We start from the raw sequence: 15,582 nt of genomic DNA, 5'->3' as shown, positions 1-15,582 counted from the left end.
GAGTGGAGCAGATAAATGAACCAGCTTACCAACTTCATGAACCCGGTCGCGAAGCCCGAGACCTTCGACATGATCAAGATCGGCATCGCGAGCCCCGAGCGTATCCGGTCCTGGTCGTTCGGCGAGATCAAGAAGCCCGAGACGATCAACTATCGCACGTTCAAGCCCGAGCGCGACGGCTTGTTCTGCGCGCGCATCTTTGGCCCGATCAAGGATTATGAGTGCCTGTGCGGCAAGTATAAGCGCATGAAATACAAGGGCATCGTCTGCGAGAAGTGCGGTGTCGAAGTCACGGTGACCAAGGTTCGCCGCGAGCGCATGGGCCATATCGAACTGGCCGCGCCGGTCGCGCACATCTGGTTCCTGAAGTCGCTGCCGAGCCGCATCGGCCTGCTCCTCGACATGCAATTGAAGCAGCTCGAGCGCGTCCTTTATTTCGAGGCCTATATCGTCCTCGAACCCGGCCTGACCCCGCTCGAGAAGTTCCAGCTCCTCACCGAGGACGAGCTGCTCGACGCGCAGGATGAATATGGCGAAGACGCGTTCAGCGCCGGCATCGGTGCCGAGGCGATCCGCGTGCTGCTCGAAAATCTCGATCTCGAACAGGAGCGCACCGACCTGATGGAAGAGCTGGCGACGACCAAGTCGGAGCTCAAGCCCAAGAAGATCATCAAGCGCCTCAAGGTCGTGGAATCGTTCATCGAATCGGGCAACCGCCCCGAATGGATGATCCTCGAAGTCATCCCGGTGATCCCGCCCGAACTGCGCCCGCTGGTGCCGCTCGACGGCGGCCGCTTTGCGACGTCGGACCTCAACGACCTCTACCGTCGCGTGATCAACCGCAATAACCGCCTGAAGCGCCTGATGGAGCTGCGCGCGCCGGACATCATCGTCCGCAACGAGAAGCGCATGCTGCAGGAAGCGGTCGACGCCTTGTTCGACAACGGCCGCCGCGGCCGCACGATCACGGGTGCCAACAAGCGCCCGCTGAAGTCGCTCTCGGACATGCTCAAGGGCAAGCAGGGCCGCTTCCGCCAGAACCTGCTCGGCAAGCGCGTCGACTATTCGGGCCGCTCGGTCATCGTGACCGGTCCGGAACTCAAGCTGCACCAGTGCGGTCTGCCCAAGAAGATGGCGCTCGAACTGTTCAAGCCGTTCATCTACGCCCGCCTCGACGCCAAGGGTCTGTCGATGACCCTGAAGCAGGCGAAGAAGTGGGTCGAGAAGGAACGCAAGGAAGTCTGGGACATCCTCGACGAAGTCATTCGCGAGCACCCGGTCCTGCTGAACCGCGCGCCGACGCTCCACCGCCTGGGCATCCAGGCGTTCGAGCCGGTGCTGATCGAGGGCAAGGCGATCCAGCTGCATCCGCTGGTCTGCGCCGCGTTCAACGCCGACTTCGACGGCGACCAGATGGCCGTGCACGTCCCGCTTTCGCTGGAAGCCCAGCTTGAAGCGCGCGTGCTGATGATGTCGACCAACAACATCCTGTCGCCCGCGAACGGCAAGCCGATCATCGTTCCGTCGCAGGACATGGTGCTCGGCCTCTATTATCTGTCGCTCGAACGCGAAGGCGAACCCGGCGAGGGCATGCTGCTCGCCGACATGGCCGAGGTGCATCAGGCGCTCTATACGGGCGCGGTCACGCTGCATACCAAGGTCATCAGCCGCGTTCCGCAGACCGACGAAGAGGGCAACGAGTATCTGAAGCGGTTCGAGACCACCCCGGGCCGTATGCTGATCGGCGAATGCCTGCCGAAGTCGCACACCGTGCCGTTCGATGTCGTCAACCGCCTTCTGACCAAGAAGGAAATCGGCGACGTCATCGACCAGGTCTATCGCCACACCGGCCAGAAAGAGACCGTTCTCTTTGCCGACGCGATCATGGGTCTGGGCTTCCGTCACGCATTCAAGGCGGGCATTTCCTTCGGCAAGGACGACATGATCATCCCCGCGGCGAAGGAAAAGCTCGTCGACGATACGCGCGCGCTCGTGAAGGATTTCGAGCAGCAGTATCAGGACGGCCTGATCACGCAGCAGGAGAAGTACAATAAGGCGATCGACGCCTGGTCGCAGTGCGGCGACAAGGTCGCGAACGCGATGATGGACGAAATCCGTGCGACGCCGAAGCTCGACGACGGCCGTCTCGCCCCGATCAACTCCATCTATATGATGGCGCATTCGGGTGCGCGTGGTTCGCAGGCGCAGATGAAGCAGCTCGCGGGTATGCGCGGCCTGATGGCCAAGCCGTCGGGCGAGATCATCGAAACGCCGATCATCTCGAACTTCAAGGAAGGCCTGACGGTTCTCGAATATTTCAACTCGACCCACGGCGCGCGTAAGGGTCTGGCCGACACGGCGCTCAAGACGGCGAACTCGGGCTATCTGACCCGCCGCCTCGTCGACGTGTCGCAGGACTGCGTCGTGATCGAAGAAGATTGCGGCACGACCCGTGGCATGGAAATGCGCGCGATCGTGCAGGGCGGCAGCGTGATCGCTTCGCTCGGCGAGCGCATCCTCGGCCGCACGACGCTCGAGGACGTCACCGATGCCGAGGGCAATGTCCTCGCGCCGGTCGGCACGCTGCTCGACGAAGCGACGGTCGCGAAGATCGAGGAGGCCGAAGTGCAGGCGGTCAAGATCCGCTCGCCGCTGGTCTGCGAAGCGACGATGGGCGTTTGCGGCAAATGCTATGGCCGCGACCTCGCACGCGGCACGCCGGTGAACATCGGCGAAGCCGTCGGCGTCATCGCGGCGCAGTCGATCGGTGAGCCCGGCACGCAGCTGACGATGCGGACCTTCCACATCGGCGGCGCGGCGCAGGTCAACGAGCAGTCGAACCTCGAAGCGATTTCGGACGGCACGATCGAATATCGCGACATGGAAACGATCGTCGACCAGCGTGGTCGTCGCCTGGCGCTGTCGCGCTCGGGCGAGATTGCGATCATCGACGCCGAGGGCCGCGAGCGCGCGACCCACAAGCTGCCCTATGGTGCGCAGATCATGCACAAGGACGGCGAGAAGGTGAAGAAGGGCGACCGGATTGCCGAATGGGATCCGTTCACCATGCCGCTGATCACCGAAAAGCCGGGTGTCGTGAAATATCAGGATCTGGTCGATGCGAAGACGCTGACCGAGCAGGTCGACGAAGCGACCGGCATCGCGCAGCGCGTCGTGACCGAATATCGCGCCACCGGCCGCGGCAAGAAGGAAGATCTTCAGCCGCGCCTGACCCTGCTCGACGATGCGTCGGGCGAAGCCGCGCGCTATCTGCTCGCGGTCGGCACGATGATCTCGGTCGAGGACGGTCAGGAAGTGCAGGCGGGCGACGTGCTGGCGCGCGTCAGCCGCGAGGCATCGAAGACGCGCGACATCACCGGCGGTCTGCCGCGCGTCGCCGAGCTGTTCGAGGCGCGCGTGCCGAAGGATAATTCGGTCATCGCAAAGATCAGCGGCCGCATCGAGTTCGTCAAGGATTACAAGGCGAAGCGCAAGATCGCGATCGTTCCCGAAGAGGGCGATCCGGTCGAATATCTGATCCCCAAGTCGAAAGTTCTGGAAGTGCAGGAAGGCGACTATGTGAAGCGCGGCGACGCGCTGATCTCGGGCTCGCCGAACCCGCACGACATTCTCGACGTCATGGGGGTCGAGGCGCTCGCCGAGTTCCTCGTGGCCGAGATCCAGGAAGTCTACCGGTTGCAGGGCGTGAAGATCAACGACAAGCACATCGAGGTGATCGTTCGCCAGATGCTGCAGAAGGTCGAGATCACCGACGGCGGCGACACCACGCTGCTGCCGGGCGAACAGCTCGATTATCTGGAGATGATGGAATATAACGCCAAGCTGCCGAAGAATGGCAAGCCCGCGGAAGGCCGCCCGGTCCTCCTCGGCATCACCAAGGCGTCGCTGCAGACCCGCAGCTTCGTCTCGGCGGCGTCCTTCCAGGAAACGACCCGCGTGCTCACCGAGGCGTCGGTGCAGGGCAAGGTCGACTCGCTGATGGGCCTCAAGGAAAATGTCATCGTCGGCCGCCTGATCCCGGCGGGCACCGGCGCTGCCATGAACCGTGTCCGCGTCACCGCGTCGAGCAAGGATGCCGCGCTGCGCGCCGCCATGCGCGCCGCGACCGAAGCGCATCTGATCGCGCCCGAAACCGCGGCCGAGGAGCATGAAGCCGAGTTGCAGCAGGGTCCCGATGCCGCGATCGGCGACGATCCGCTCGGCGCCGTGCAGGGCGAGGACTTCACGACCGACGATGTGATGGTCGAGGAGCGCCCCGAAGGCGGCGACGAGGAATAATCCTCGCCGGGCCTCAGGCCTGACCGAATAAAGCCCCGCCGGAGCGATCCGGCGGGGCTTTTTCTATGGGCTATGGGGGAGGCGGCGGGCCGGTTGGAGACAGAGAACCGCCGTTCCCCATCTTCGTCATTCCCGCTTTCGCGGGAATGACAAAGAGTGAGGGACGACAACTTCCCGCCCCAAAGCCGCCCTCGCAAAAAACCGCTGTCCTACATTATCCGGCTGTGCCAACCTTCATCCGGCTCTTTCATTTGGTGGATAACAGCGGTCGCAGCCCCGCTTGGGATACGGCTCCGGCAAGGCGACGGGAGGCCCCCGGCCCCGCCATCAGGTCCGGATCGGCGGGCGCACAAGGCTGAACTTTCCTGAACTTTGGAAAGAATGTGCTTCTCGTGACTCGACCGGACCCGATCCGACCCGCCTAGATCACGTCCATATTATAGCAATGCCAGCTGAAGATCGCCGCGGCGCCGCGGTGCGGGCGCCAGCCTTCGGCGAGTTCGCGGACCCGCTTTTCGCTCGGGCGCGCTTCGAGTCCGAGGATGCGGCCGACCGCTTCCTGCACCGCGAGATCGCCGGCGGGCCAGATGTCGGGGCGTCCCTCGGCGAAGAGCAGATAGATTTCAGCCGACCAGCGCCCGATGCCCTTGACCTTGGTGAGCAGCGCGATCGCCTCCTCATCGTCGGCGGGCAGCGCGGCGAAGTCGAGTTCGCCGTCGAGCACGAGCTGCGCGAGGCTCTTTGCATAGCCCTGCTTCTGCGCCGACAGGCCGCACGCGCGCAGCGCGTCGAATTCGGCGGCGGCCATCACCCCGGCAGGACACCCTGCGCCGAACGCGGCTTCCAGCTTGTTCCAGATCGAATTGGCCGCCGCGACGCTGACCTGCTGACCGACGATCGTGCGCAGCAGCGTCGTATAGCCGGGCTCGCGAATCCGCGGTTCGGGATAGCCGGCATGGCCGAGCGCGCGCGCGAAATGGGGCTCGAGCCCCGCGAGCGCGTCGATTCCCGCGTTCAGCTGTTCCTGGCTCAAGCCCATCGCATATTCCCCTTTTGTTCCGTCGCGCCATCCTTAGCAATGCTTGATTTGCGGCGCAACGCGCGACATAGCCCCTCGCGAATCAAACGATATTGGGGACAAGCATGGCCAAGCTGATTGTGGTGACGCGCGACGGGACCGAGCATGAGATCGAGGGCGACACCAGCCTGACCGTGATGGAAAATATCCGCGACGCCGGGTTCGACGAACTGCTCGCGCTGTGCGGCGGCTGCTGTTCCTGCGCGACCTGCCACGTCCATGTCGAGGCCGGCAACACGGACGCGCTTCCCGCGATGAGCGAGGACGAGAACGACCTGCTCGATTCGACCAGCGACCGCGACGAAAATTCGCGCCTGTCGTGCCAGATCCCGTTCAGCGATGCGCTCGATGGGCTGAAGGTGCGGATCGCCGAAGAGGATTGAGTCCGAAAGCGTCATTGCGAGCGAAGCGAAGCAATCCAGAGCGGTTTGCGCCACGCTGGATTGCCGCGTCGCTACGCTCCTCGCAATGACGAGGTTTTGAAGATCATCCTGCCGTCGCCACTGCGTAGAGCGCGATCGCCGCGGCATTCGAGATATTCAGGCTCTCCATGCGCGGCGAAATCGGCAACCGTGCGAGCACGTCGCAATGCTCCATGACGTTGTGGCGCATCCCTTCGCCTTCCGACCCGAGCACCAGCGCGACCTTGCTGCCGTCGAGTGTCGCCCCCAGCGTCGTTTCGGTGTCGCCGGTCAGGCCGATGCGCCAATATTGCGCTTCGGCGATTTCCTCGAGCGCGCGCGACAGGTTGACCACGCGCACCCATGGCACGCTTTCGAGCGCGCCCGATGCCGAGCGCGCGATCACGCCGCTTTCGGGCGGGCTGTGCCGGTCCTGCGTGACGATCGCGGCGGCGTCGAAGGCCGCCGCCGAGCGCAGCACCGCGCCGATATTATGCGGATCGGTGACCTGGTCGAGGACGATCAGCGGGCGCTTGCTGCCCGCATCGACCTCTTCCTGCAAAATATCGCCGAGGAAGGGGCTGTCGAGCGGATCGACCTCGATCACCAGTCCCTGATGCGGCGCGTCGCGCGCGACGAGTCGCGCGAGGTCGGCGACGTCGGCATAGGAAATGGGAACGACGGGCGGCAGATCGAGCTGCCCCAGCGCCTCGCGCGTCCCCCAGATACGCTTGACGCGGCGGTCGGGGTTGGCAAGCGCGGCGATCACGGCGTGGCGGCCCCAGAAACGTATGCCCTGGCCGCGATTCTGCCCGCCCTGCGGACGGCGATGTCGGGAAAATTGCCTCATGCCGGCGCCTTTCCCACGACTGCCATTGACAGGCAAGCCTCGTTTCGCCATGGCACCGCTTCCCGACGCGGACCCCATGGACAGGTGGCCGAGTGGTTAAAGGCAGCAGACTGTAAATCTGCCCGGGTTTCCCGTACGCTGGTTCGAATCCAGCCCTGTCCACCATTTCTCCCTCCGAGGCATCCGCTGAAGTCCCTGGAAATCGAAGAAAACCTAGAGTATATGGGCGTAACTGTCCGTCTGCTTCCGAGGCTATTTGCCTGCAGCCAGAGCGCAGTGTGGGGGAAGATCGGCTTTCCCCCACACGAAGATTAAAAATACGGTCCTGTACCTCGGCGTCGATATTGAGGATGCGTTGACGTCGGCCGAGGGAATTGAAGTCTGATCGACAGCGAACACACCAGATAAACTGGAGAGCGAACGTTTGGGCGGTCCGAACGTCCGCTCTCGCTGTTCGGGGCCTAAATGCTGACTGGCTGCAAGCGGCCAATTGTGTTGGATGCGGCGCGCAACTCTCATGTCGCGAACTGTGTGGATACCGCCAGCAGGACTTCATGCCGCCCCGCATCAGTGCGCTGCTCGGCATCATTCCGGACATCGGTCAACACCCGCGCAACATTGTGTTTGATCGCCCAGCGTGCGATCGGACCCCAGTAATATACAGGATCGATGCGCAGCACGTGATCTGCGGTGGCGACCAGCCGTGTCCGATCGTTCGCCAAGGGCACGAGGTCGAACCGTGTCTCACCAGTGTCGAAGTATCCGATGAGATGAGGCGTGTGGAGGTGCCGGTACGGGCTCATTTCCTCCATCGCGGGCGGTTGGCGGATAACGCGAAACGCCAGCGTCTGACCCGGCTTCCAGATGGTGACACGCTCATCAGCGATGCCGGTCGAAAAGACGCCAATACGGCGCGCGCCTTCGCCTTCACCGACAATGCGGCTTGCAACCGGATAGGCGAGTCCCGCCAGGCCGACGAGCCCCGGTGCTTCCCTGACTGGGCGGTCGGCTGTCAGGCTACGCCATACCGCATCGGGCGACGCGGCGATGACGATGCTGTTGCGCGTTTCGATCGGCAGTTCGGGCGGCATCGCTGCGTCGAGCAGAAAGATCAGCGGTAGAAGCGCGACACTGTAGAAAGGCTGGCGCGGATCGACGAGCCGCTTTGCCGCCGCACGGCCGATGAAGCCGCCGATCAAGGCGAGCCCAACCGCTAGCGGCAGGACTAGTATAACACACATCAGCCCTTCGAGCGCCAGCATCAGCAGCGCAACCGTGCCCAGCGCTCCCGCCGCCGCGACGGCGCCGAAGGTCTCGGCGGCGCTGCGCACATGATTGCGGTTTACGAGGAAGCCGGTGATCAGGCCGACGAAGAAGGGGGTCGCGACGAACAGGCCCCAGCCATAGGCGCCCATCGTCAGCGCGGAGACCGCGACCGCGGCGACGATCAGCGCGGTTCCGGCAAAAATGCCGATCGCGAGCTGGTAGGGCGGCGCGCGGTCGCCGACCTGCTCGGGCGCGGCCTCCGCGCGGCGCGGCCACAGCAAAGCAAGCGCGAGGACAGCGAGAATCTGCAGGGTCGGGATCATGGTTACCAGCGCCAGCCAGCCACCACGTCCGAGCCGGTCGGCACGGCGCAGCGAGAGGCGGGCGAGGATCCCCGATATCGCCAGGCAAAAGGCGAAGCCGCCGATCGCAACGAGCGGTGGGATGTCGGGTCGCATCGCGAGCTGGCGGATCGGGAACAGCCAGAACATATCGTCAATGGCGAGCGGAGCGCCGAGTACGCGACACGCAAGCGCGACCATGGTGTGCTGCGACAGGATCAGCGCCGCCGCGGCCATCGCATAGAGGCCAGCGGCAGGCGCTTCGCTCCGGAGGCGTTGAAGCAGGTCGTTCATCGCACTGTCCCGGCGAGGACGGCCGGCGGCTTCGCGTCATTCCGTACGAGGCTCAGCCCGTTCCGCACGCCAAGCGTCGCGGGAGTCTGGACGTTCGAAATCAGTCCGATCCCCTCGCACAGGCGGATGAAGGCATAACCCCAGTCGCTCTGGCCGGGATGAAGGCCGATAAGCGCCGAGCCGGGATAGGCATGGTGATTATTGTGCCACGCTTCGCCCATCGTCGGAATCGCGGCCCAGGGGACATCGAACGCCTGTACCCCGTGCGCATCGACGGTCCAGTGCTGCGGCCCTCGATTATGTGCGAGATGGCCGACCAGCCAATGCCCGTGGTTAGTGACTGCGACGCGCGCGGCGACGCCCCACACGACCCAGCTCCAGCCGCCAATCGCGAAGAAGACCAGCGCAACGGGCAGTTGCTGCCAGCGCCACGTGGCCTCGAGCCAGCGGTAGAAGGGATCGTGGCCCAGCCCGCCAAAATCGAAGTGCGGCGGGCGATCGAGGTCGAGCCGGCAATAGATCTGCCACCACGCGTCGCGCAGGATGTGCGTCTTGTGCGCAAGGAAAGGATGGCAGTCGGACTGCCGCTGCGCCCAGTCGCGCGTGTCGTGCGCGCGGATGATGCCATAAGGCCCCGCCATGCCGCCGAAAGCGCCGAACCAGACAAGCGTGCGCTCCAACCAGCGGGATGCCTTGAAGCTGCCGTGGATCATCATGCGGTGATAGCCGACGCTGTGGCCGAGCAGCAGCGCCGCGCCGGTAGTAACGAAGAAGAGGAGGATCGCTGATGGCGTGACGAAGAAAGGGCCGGCGATCAGCGCGACAGCCGCCATGCCGCCGTTCCAGACGATGCTCGGCAAATCGGCGCGGACGCGGCCGCTGCGCGGATCGGGTCCCTCCTCGTCGATCAGGAAATTGATCGCATGGGGATCATCTTTGCTGCGCATCGCCCGACTCCTTATTCAAAAGTATATAAGTAATTACTTAAATAAATTATTGCTTGTCAAGAGCCTGTGCGATGCCCATTTTGAAACCATGGAACGGGTTTTTCAGGCATTGGCATCGACGCCGCGGCGCAAGATATTGGCGTATCTGGCGCATGCGGAGCTGAGCGCGGGCGACATCGCTGCGCGGTTCGAAATGAGCAAACCGGCGGTGTCGCAGCATCTATCCGTGCTTGAAAATGCCGGGCTGATCAAAAGCGAGAAGCGCGGTCAATTCGTCTTCTATCGCCTTTTGCCTGATGCGCTCACCAACGTGCTCAATGGCTATGTGCAGGAAGTCTGTCCGGTGTCGCGGCCGCTAAAAGCGGAATCGCGAGCGATAGCCGACAAGCAAAGGCAATCGGGAGACTGAGGCCCCGTATATAAACCCCATCTTCCTCTAGCGAACGTCGCCGCCCTCACCGACGCGCTCGATTTATGTCACCCCAAACCAGTAACGCATATGTCAGCTTTAGCGATCTCCGCGCCAGAAGCCGCCTGACTGCAAGCGGCTGCTTCCAGCTGGTGTCGCCAGCGAAATCTGCCGGTCACTGGAAATGGGGGGCGATCAGTTTTCCGGCACGCGGGGACCGTCCTCGAACGCGTTCCATGCGTCGAACCGAAAGGTCGGCTGGGGCCGCGTCGCGCGGGTTTCGAAGATCATCGTCTCGCTTGTGGAGGATCCCTGTGGACGTTCGACATGCACTTGTGCCGAGTGGGTGCCGTCTCGCAAGCCGCCGGGAATGCGGAACCGCCAGAGGTGCGAACTATGGTCGGCCGCCGAGCCTTGCGGGCGCGGTGGCGCGGGCGCGAAGCGGTCCTGCCGGCCCTGAATATAACCTTGGGCGAGCGGGTCGCCCGACCGGCTGGCGATTGCGGTGCGCGTCACGGCGAGTTGGTGCTGCAGCGCGAAGGGGTCGGCGAAATCGGCGCCGACATGACTCGGTTCGCCGCGTGCCTGTTGCGTGCGCTCCATGCGCTGCGCCGCGCCGCCGTCGATCGACACGGTCACCACGGTGTCGCTGTCGCCCATCCAGACGTTCGCGGTGAGCCAGCTGCCTCCGGCGATGTCCTGCGGCGTGAGCAGGCGGACGTCGGGCAGGTCCTGAATGCTGAGCGGAGGCACCTCGCCGCGCTTCTGCGCCGGTGAATTGCGCCATGCCAGCAACACCCGTGCCCAGTCGCGAAATTCGGGCGTGCTCATCGACAGCCACATCGCCTTGTCGACGGGCTGGCCCGCGGCGCGATAGTCGAGATCATAGTCGGTGCCGCGCACCGCCATGTCGATATAGCCGCGCGGCGATCCGTCGCCCTGCAGGCTCATGGGGATGCCTGCGATGTCGAAGTCGCCGCCCCACCAGTCGCCTGCGACCGCGCCCGCCACGACATGCCGGAACGGGATGGTGTCGACCCCGACCGATTGCTTCCAGCCTGCGAAGCTGTCGCCGGATGCCAGATTTTCGAGCGTGTGGCTGTGGCCCGACAGGTCCAGTGCCTTGCGGCCTTTCAATATCCGGTAGAGCTCGGCCGCATTGTCGGTCTGGTGCTGCCATTGCTCGCGATTATCGAAACCGACGAGCGGAATATGATGGCCGAGGACGATCAGCTTGCCCGGGTCGGTCGCCTTCACCAGATTTTCGACGAAGCGCATCTGATCGTCCGTGAAGCGGCCATTATAGGTCTTGCGCGGGTCCTCGCCGCAGAAGTCGCGGCTGAACGCTTCATAATCGACCCTGCCGCACGGATAGACGATATTGTCGAGGCCGATGAACAGCACGCGGCCGATCTCGAACGCATAGGTGACCGGTCCATATTCGCGGCGCCAGCTGTCCGAACTGTCGGCGTCGCGATCGGCATCCGAATCATAGTCGTGATTACCCTGCACCCACCATTGCGGGATGCGCGCCGCGCCGAGCACATCGGCAAGCCGCGGGATGAGGCCGAGGTCGTCGCCGACTAGATCGCCCAGCGCGAAGATACACGCCGGTCGGTCGTTCAGATTCTCGAGCTCGCGTACGATGGTGTCGCGCGCATAGCCGACCTCCATGTTCGAAGTGGCCTGGACGTCGCCGAGGATCGCGCAGCGGAAATCGTCGCCGGTCTCGCTGGGGGCGAGGGGGAAGTTGATCGCCGCGGGCAGCGGTCCGGTCGGCGGCAGGCCGCCGAAGCGCAGGCGCTTGGGCGAGCCCGCGGGCTTGTGCTGATAGGCGAATTGCGGGATGAAATCCCGGTTCGTGGGAACCTGCCAGCCGCTGGGCTGGATGACGAAGACGCTCATGTCGTCGCGCGCCGCGAGGCTATAGCTGCCGTCGGCGGCCGTTTGCACCACATCGCGTCCATTCGACACCTTGACCCCCGGGACGCCCGCTTCGCCATCGTCGAGCCGCCCGTTGCGATTTGCGTCGTCGAAGACCTTGCCTGCCGCCGTGCCGGCTGGGGGCGCAGACCCCCGCACGACGTCGATGGTCGCGAAATAGGGTTCGCGGGCGAACGCCGGTCCCGCAATCGCGCCGCCCGCAATCGCCGCCAGTAAAGCGCCCCATTTTTTCACCGCGAATCCCATCCTTGTTCCGCTCCTCATTCGGTGACACCGGCCGATCGCCCGCGCAGGCTCAATCCTTGAAAATGAAATCAACAAAAATCTAACATAATCAGCGTCGTTCTCAGGCGGCCTGTCTGCGATCGAAATTGATCGCCGGGAGGCAAGGCGGACGTGTGCTCTCAAGTAAATCTTGCCATTTTATGACGAAGCAGGATTTTCGAGGGGGCGCATGGGGTTTCGCGGTCGACGTGAAATATGTGAATATAATGTTGGGATAATGCCCGTCTGTAACAAATAATCCACAACGCGCGCCTAGCCGGCCCCGGCAGGCCAAGGCGCCAACGGATTCGCCCTCGCGGGTGGCCCGAAGCCGGTCTGCAGCGAAAGTCATTTAACCAGGGGTCCAACAGTGAACTGCTTCCGACACACCGTTCGTCACGCCTCCGCGCTGCGCGCCGCGCTCATGCTCGGCGCCGCTCTTCCGATCCTCGCGAGCGCGCCCCAGGTCGTCCACGCACAGGATTATACCAATGTCGCCGCATCGGGCCGCGTGACCGACGAGGATGGCAAAGCGATCGCGGGGGCGACCGTGTCGATCACCTCGAGCGACCGCGGCGTGGTCCGGTCGGCGGTGACGAGCGACACCGGCGCCTATTCGATCCCGCAGCTTGCGCCGGGGTCCTACGACTTCACGGTCACCGCCGAAGGCTATGCGCCCTATAAGGAAGCGGGTGTGTCGCTCGTGCGCAGCACGGGTGCGGCGAACAGCTTCACCCTGCTGCCCGCGAACGCCGGCGACGCGATCATCGTGCGCGGATCGCGCATCCGCGTCGCCGACTTCGAGGACGCGACCACCGGCGCGACGATCGACCTTGGAGAAATCGACCAGCGCGTGCCGATCGCGCGCTCGCTGCAGGATGTGGTGCTGATGTCGCCGGGCACGGTGCGCGGCTCGTCGGGCGCCAACGGCGGTTTCGCCGATCAGGTCGCGATCAGCGGCGCCTCGTTCATCGAGAATGCCTATTATGTGAACGGCCTCAATATCACCAATTTCCGCATGGGGCTTCAGCCCGTCGAGGTGCCCTATGACTTCTATCAGACGGTGGAAGTGAAGACCGGTGGCATGCCCGCCGAATTCGGGCGTGCGACGGGCGGCGTGGTCAATGCGGTCACCAAGTCGGGCTCGAACGACTTCCACGCGAGCATTCTCGGAACGTGGGAACCCGACGGGCTGCGATCGACGTCGCCGGCGACCTACAACACCAATTATGAGGGGGTCGAACAGAAAAGGCACGAGATCGCGATGCAGGGCAGCGGCCCGATCATCCGCGATCATCTGTTCGTCTATGGCCTCTACACGATCCGCAAGTTCGAGACCTTCACGCCCGACGAGGATCAGGATCATGCGACCCGGGTCGAGAATGACAGCCCTTTCTGGGGGGTGAAGGTCGACGGCTATATCACCGACGATCATCATCTCGAATTCACCTATTTCGACACGACCAACGAAACGCGCACCCGCGACCTCAACTATGATCGCGCGACGGGGGAGGTGGGCGCCGAGACCGGCGGCACCAACGCGCGCGGCGGCGGGCAGAATTATGTCGCGCGCTATACGGGCACCTTCACGCCGTGGCTCACCGTATCGGCCGCCTATGGCGTCAACAAGCTGCGCGACGGCACCCTGCCGCTCGACATCAATAACGAACGCGTGCTCGATTATCGCGACAGCGATTCGGGCATCGACATCGGGCTCAACAAGGTCACCGACGCCTATGGCTATACGACCGACGAGCGCGAATTCTATCGCGGCGACGTCGACATCAACTTCGAGCTCGCGGGCTCGCACCATGTCCGGCTCGGCTATGACCATGAAACCGACACGTCGGAGCAGATCCACCAGACGATGGGCGCCGGCTTCTACAAGATCTGGCGCGCGGGCGAGGGCGATGCCGCGCGGCTCGGGATCGCCGAGGGCACCGAATATTATACGACGCGCGTCTATCGCAACAACGGCATCAGCACGGTCAAGAACGAGGCCTTCTACCTCGAGGACGACTGGTCGCTGCTCGATGACCGGCTGCGGCTGCAACTGGGGGTTCGCAACGACCGCTTTTCGAACCAGGGCGTCAACGGCGAATCCTATTACAAGTCGGGCAACCAGTGGGCGCCGCGCGTCGGCGCGTCCTATGACCTCTTCGGCGACGGCCGCACCAAGCTCTATGGTTTCTATGGCAAATATTATCTGCCGCTCGCAGGCGACATCAATCTGAACGTCATGGGCGGGCGCGTCACCTATACGCGCTACAATCTGTTGAACGGGCTCGATCCGGCGAAGAATACGCCGCTGCCGGGCGAGGCGATCCTCGGTGCCGATGGCTTCTCGGCCTGCCCCGATACCGGCATCGCCAATTGCGAGGTGCAGGCCGACGGGTCGGCCGCCGATCCCTCGGGCGCGATCGCGCATAATCTGAGCCCGCAGTCGTCGAGCGAGTTCATCCTCGGCGCCGAGCATCGTTTCTCGAACCGCATTCGCATCGGCGCCTATTTCACCCACCGCAAGCTCGACAATGTGATCGAGGATCTGACCGTCGACTTCGGCGCGCGCGCCTATTGTGTCGCGCAGGGCTTTTCCGAAGCCGACTGCACCGCCGCCTATCCGGGCGGCAGTAATTGGGTGATCGCCAATCCGGGACGCGACATTACCGTGCGGATCAACCCGCTCCCCGACGGCTCGACGCCGACCGTGACGCTCGCCGCGGACGACCTGCTCTACGACAAGCCGAAGCGGAATTACAACGCCGTCACGCTGACCTTCGACCGCGAGTTCGACGGGAAATGGGGCATCGCGGCCTCCTATACCTGGGCGATGGACAAGGGGAATTACGAAGGCGGCGTGCGATCGGAGAACGGCCAGCTCGCGGTCAACCGGGTGTCCGACTTCGACTCGCCGGGGTTCCAGAACGGCTCCTACGGCTATCTGCCCAACGACCGGCGCCACACCTTCAAGGCCTATGGCAGCTATCGCCCGTTCGATTTCCTCGATCTGGGTGTCAACGCGCTCGTACAGTCGCCGCGCAGCTATAGCTGCATCGGCACCGTGCCGGCCGAGGTCGATCCCTATGCACACGGCTATCACGGCTACAGCTATTATTGTAACGGCGAGCTCGTCCCGCGCGGTACCGCGTTCAAGGGCGACTGGCTCTATCAGTTCGACGTCAGCGCGGTCGCACGCCTGCCGTTCGATGGGCTCGACGCTTCGGTCCGGCTCGACGTGTTCAACCTGTTCAACAGCAAGTCGGTGACCGCCTATAACGAGTTCGGCCAGCTCGGTAACGACGCGCCCAACTCGAACTATCGGCAGCCCGAGGCCTATCAGACGCCGCGCTATGTGCGGCTGCAATTCCGCCTCGGTTTCTGACCGGCACGCGAGCGGGGCGAGCAGCGTCGCCCCGCTCCTTTCCTGTGGGAAAAGGGTTGCTTTTGCGGTTGCCGTTCACAAATCGAGGCGAAGCGCAGCCTTGTTGA

The 15,582-nt window shown here is 63.8% G+C and carries 9 protein-coding genes and 1 tRNA gene; 5 read left to right on the top strand and 5 right to left on the bottom strand.

Translation table 11 applies throughout. The features are described 5' to 3' along the window. Nucleotides 1-15: 15 nt before the first annotated feature. The gene (gene rpoC / locus CHB69_RS05700; protein WP_089215017.1) at nucleotides 16-4,299 is read left to right on the top strand and encodes a DNA-directed RNA polymerase subunit beta'; all 4,284 of its coding nucleotides are present in this window, start codon (nucleotides 16-18) and stop codon (nucleotides 4,297-4,299) included. Between the two features lie 421 nt (nucleotides 4,300-4,720). On the opposite strand, the gene CHB69_RS05695 is transcribed toward rpoC, so the two are convergent. Next, entirely contained in the window at nucleotides 4,721-5,338 is a 618-nt protein-coding gene (locus CHB69_RS05695) for a DNA-3-methyladenine glycosylase family protein (protein ID WP_089215016.1), read from the bottom strand. Nucleotides 5,339-5,442: 104 nt separating this feature from the next. Between CHB69_RS05695 and CHB69_RS05690 the strand changes: the two genes are divergently transcribed. Further along, nucleotides 5,443-5,760 carry a 2Fe-2S iron-sulfur cluster-binding protein gene (locus CHB69_RS05690; protein WP_089215015.1) on the top strand — a complete coding sequence of 106 codons (318 nt, stop codon included), beginning with the start codon at nucleotides 5,443-5,445 and terminating at the stop codon, nucleotides 5,758-5,760. A gap of 103 nt (nucleotides 5,761-5,863) precedes the next feature. On the opposite strand, the gene rlmB is transcribed toward CHB69_RS05690, so the two are convergent. After that, on the bottom strand, nucleotides 5,864-6,628 hold the full coding sequence (rlmB, locus tag CHB69_RS05685; RefSeq protein WP_089215014.1) for a 23S rRNA (guanosine(2251)-2'-O)-methyltransferase RlmB: 765 nt from the start codon (nucleotides 6,626-6,628) through the stop codon (nucleotides 5,864-5,866). A gap of 78 nt (nucleotides 6,629-6,706) precedes the next feature. Between rlmB and CHB69_RS05680 the strand changes: the two genes are divergently transcribed. Further along, a tRNA-Tyr gene (locus CHB69_RS05680) sits at nucleotides 6,707-6,793 on the top strand. Nucleotides 6,794-7,143: 350 nt separating this feature from the next. On the opposite strand, the gene CHB69_RS05675 is transcribed toward CHB69_RS05680, so the two are convergent. Continuing rightward, a complete protein-coding gene (locus CHB69_RS05675) occupies nucleotides 7,144-8,529 on the bottom strand; it encodes an SRPBCC family protein (RefSeq protein ID WP_089215013.1) in 1,386 nt (461 codons plus the stop codon). After that, on the bottom strand, nucleotides 8,526-9,476 hold the full coding sequence (locus CHB69_RS05670) for an acyl-CoA desaturase (RefSeq protein WP_089215012.1): 951 nt from the start codon (nucleotides 9,474-9,476) through the stop codon (nucleotides 8,526-8,528). The genes CHB69_RS05675 and CHB69_RS05670 overlap by 4 nt, the downstream gene beginning before the upstream one ends. On the opposite strand from CHB69_RS05670, the gene CHB69_RS05665 reads away from it, so the two are divergent. Further along, complete coding sequence (locus tag CHB69_RS05665) at nucleotides 9,466-9,885, top strand: metalloregulator ArsR/SmtB family transcription factor (RefSeq protein ID WP_245836559.1); 420 nt, start codon at nucleotides 9,466-9,468, stop codon at nucleotides 9,883-9,885. The two genes, CHB69_RS05670 and CHB69_RS05665, sit on opposite strands and share 11 nt — an antisense overlap. 195 nt (nucleotides 9,886-10,080) lie before the next feature. Here the strand turns inward: CHB69_RS05665 and CHB69_RS05660 are convergent, their stop codons facing one another. After that, nucleotides 10,081-12,063 (bottom strand): calcineurin-like phosphoesterase C-terminal domain-containing protein, encoded by a 1,983-nt coding sequence (locus CHB69_RS05660; RefSeq protein ID WP_212541894.1) that lies wholly within the window; start codon nucleotides 12,061-12,063, stop codon nucleotides 10,081-10,083. 400 nt (nucleotides 12,064-12,463) lie between these two features. On the opposite strand from CHB69_RS05660, the gene CHB69_RS05655 reads away from it, so the two are divergent. Next, nucleotides 12,464-15,475, top strand: coding sequence for a TonB-dependent receptor (locus CHB69_RS05655; RefSeq protein WP_245836558.1), 3,012 nt, complete (start codon nucleotides 12,464-12,466; stop codon nucleotides 15,473-15,475). Nucleotides 15,476-15,582: the final 107 nt, after the last annotated feature.

It is taken from the genome of Sphingopyxis indica, from assembly GCF_900188185.1.
In the GTDB taxonomy this organism is placed as follows: domain Bacteria; phylum Pseudomonadota; class Alphaproteobacteria; order Sphingomonadales; family Sphingomonadaceae; genus Sphingopyxis; species Sphingopyxis indica.
This window is presented reverse-complemented; position numbering and strand designations above follow the sequence as displayed.

Bases quoted from the DNA above. Each gene is read 5' to 3' on its own strand.
- rlmB (WP_089215014.1), bottom strand. From the start codon at position 6,628: ATGAGGCAATTTTCCCGACATCGCCGTCCGCAGGGCGGGCAGAATCGC.
- CHB69_RS05695 (WP_089215016.1), bottom strand. From the start codon at position 5,338: ATGGGCTTGAGCCAGGAACAGCTGAACGCGGGAATCGACGCGCTCGCG.
- CHB69_RS05690 (WP_089215015.1), top strand. From the start codon at position 5,443: ATGGCCAAGCTGATTGTGGTGACGCGCGACGGGACCGAGCATGAGATC.
- CHB69_RS05675 (WP_089215013.1), bottom strand. From the start codon at position 8,529: ATGAACGACCTGCTTCAACGCCTCCGGAGCGAAGCGCCTGCCGCTGGC.
- rpoC (WP_089215017.1), top strand. From the start codon at position 16: ATGAACCAGCTTACCAACTTCATGAACCCGGTCGCGAAGCCCGAGACC.
- CHB69_RS05670 (WP_089215012.1), bottom strand. From the start codon at position 9,476: ATGCGCAGCAAAGATGATCCCCATGCGATCAATTTCCTGATCGACGAG.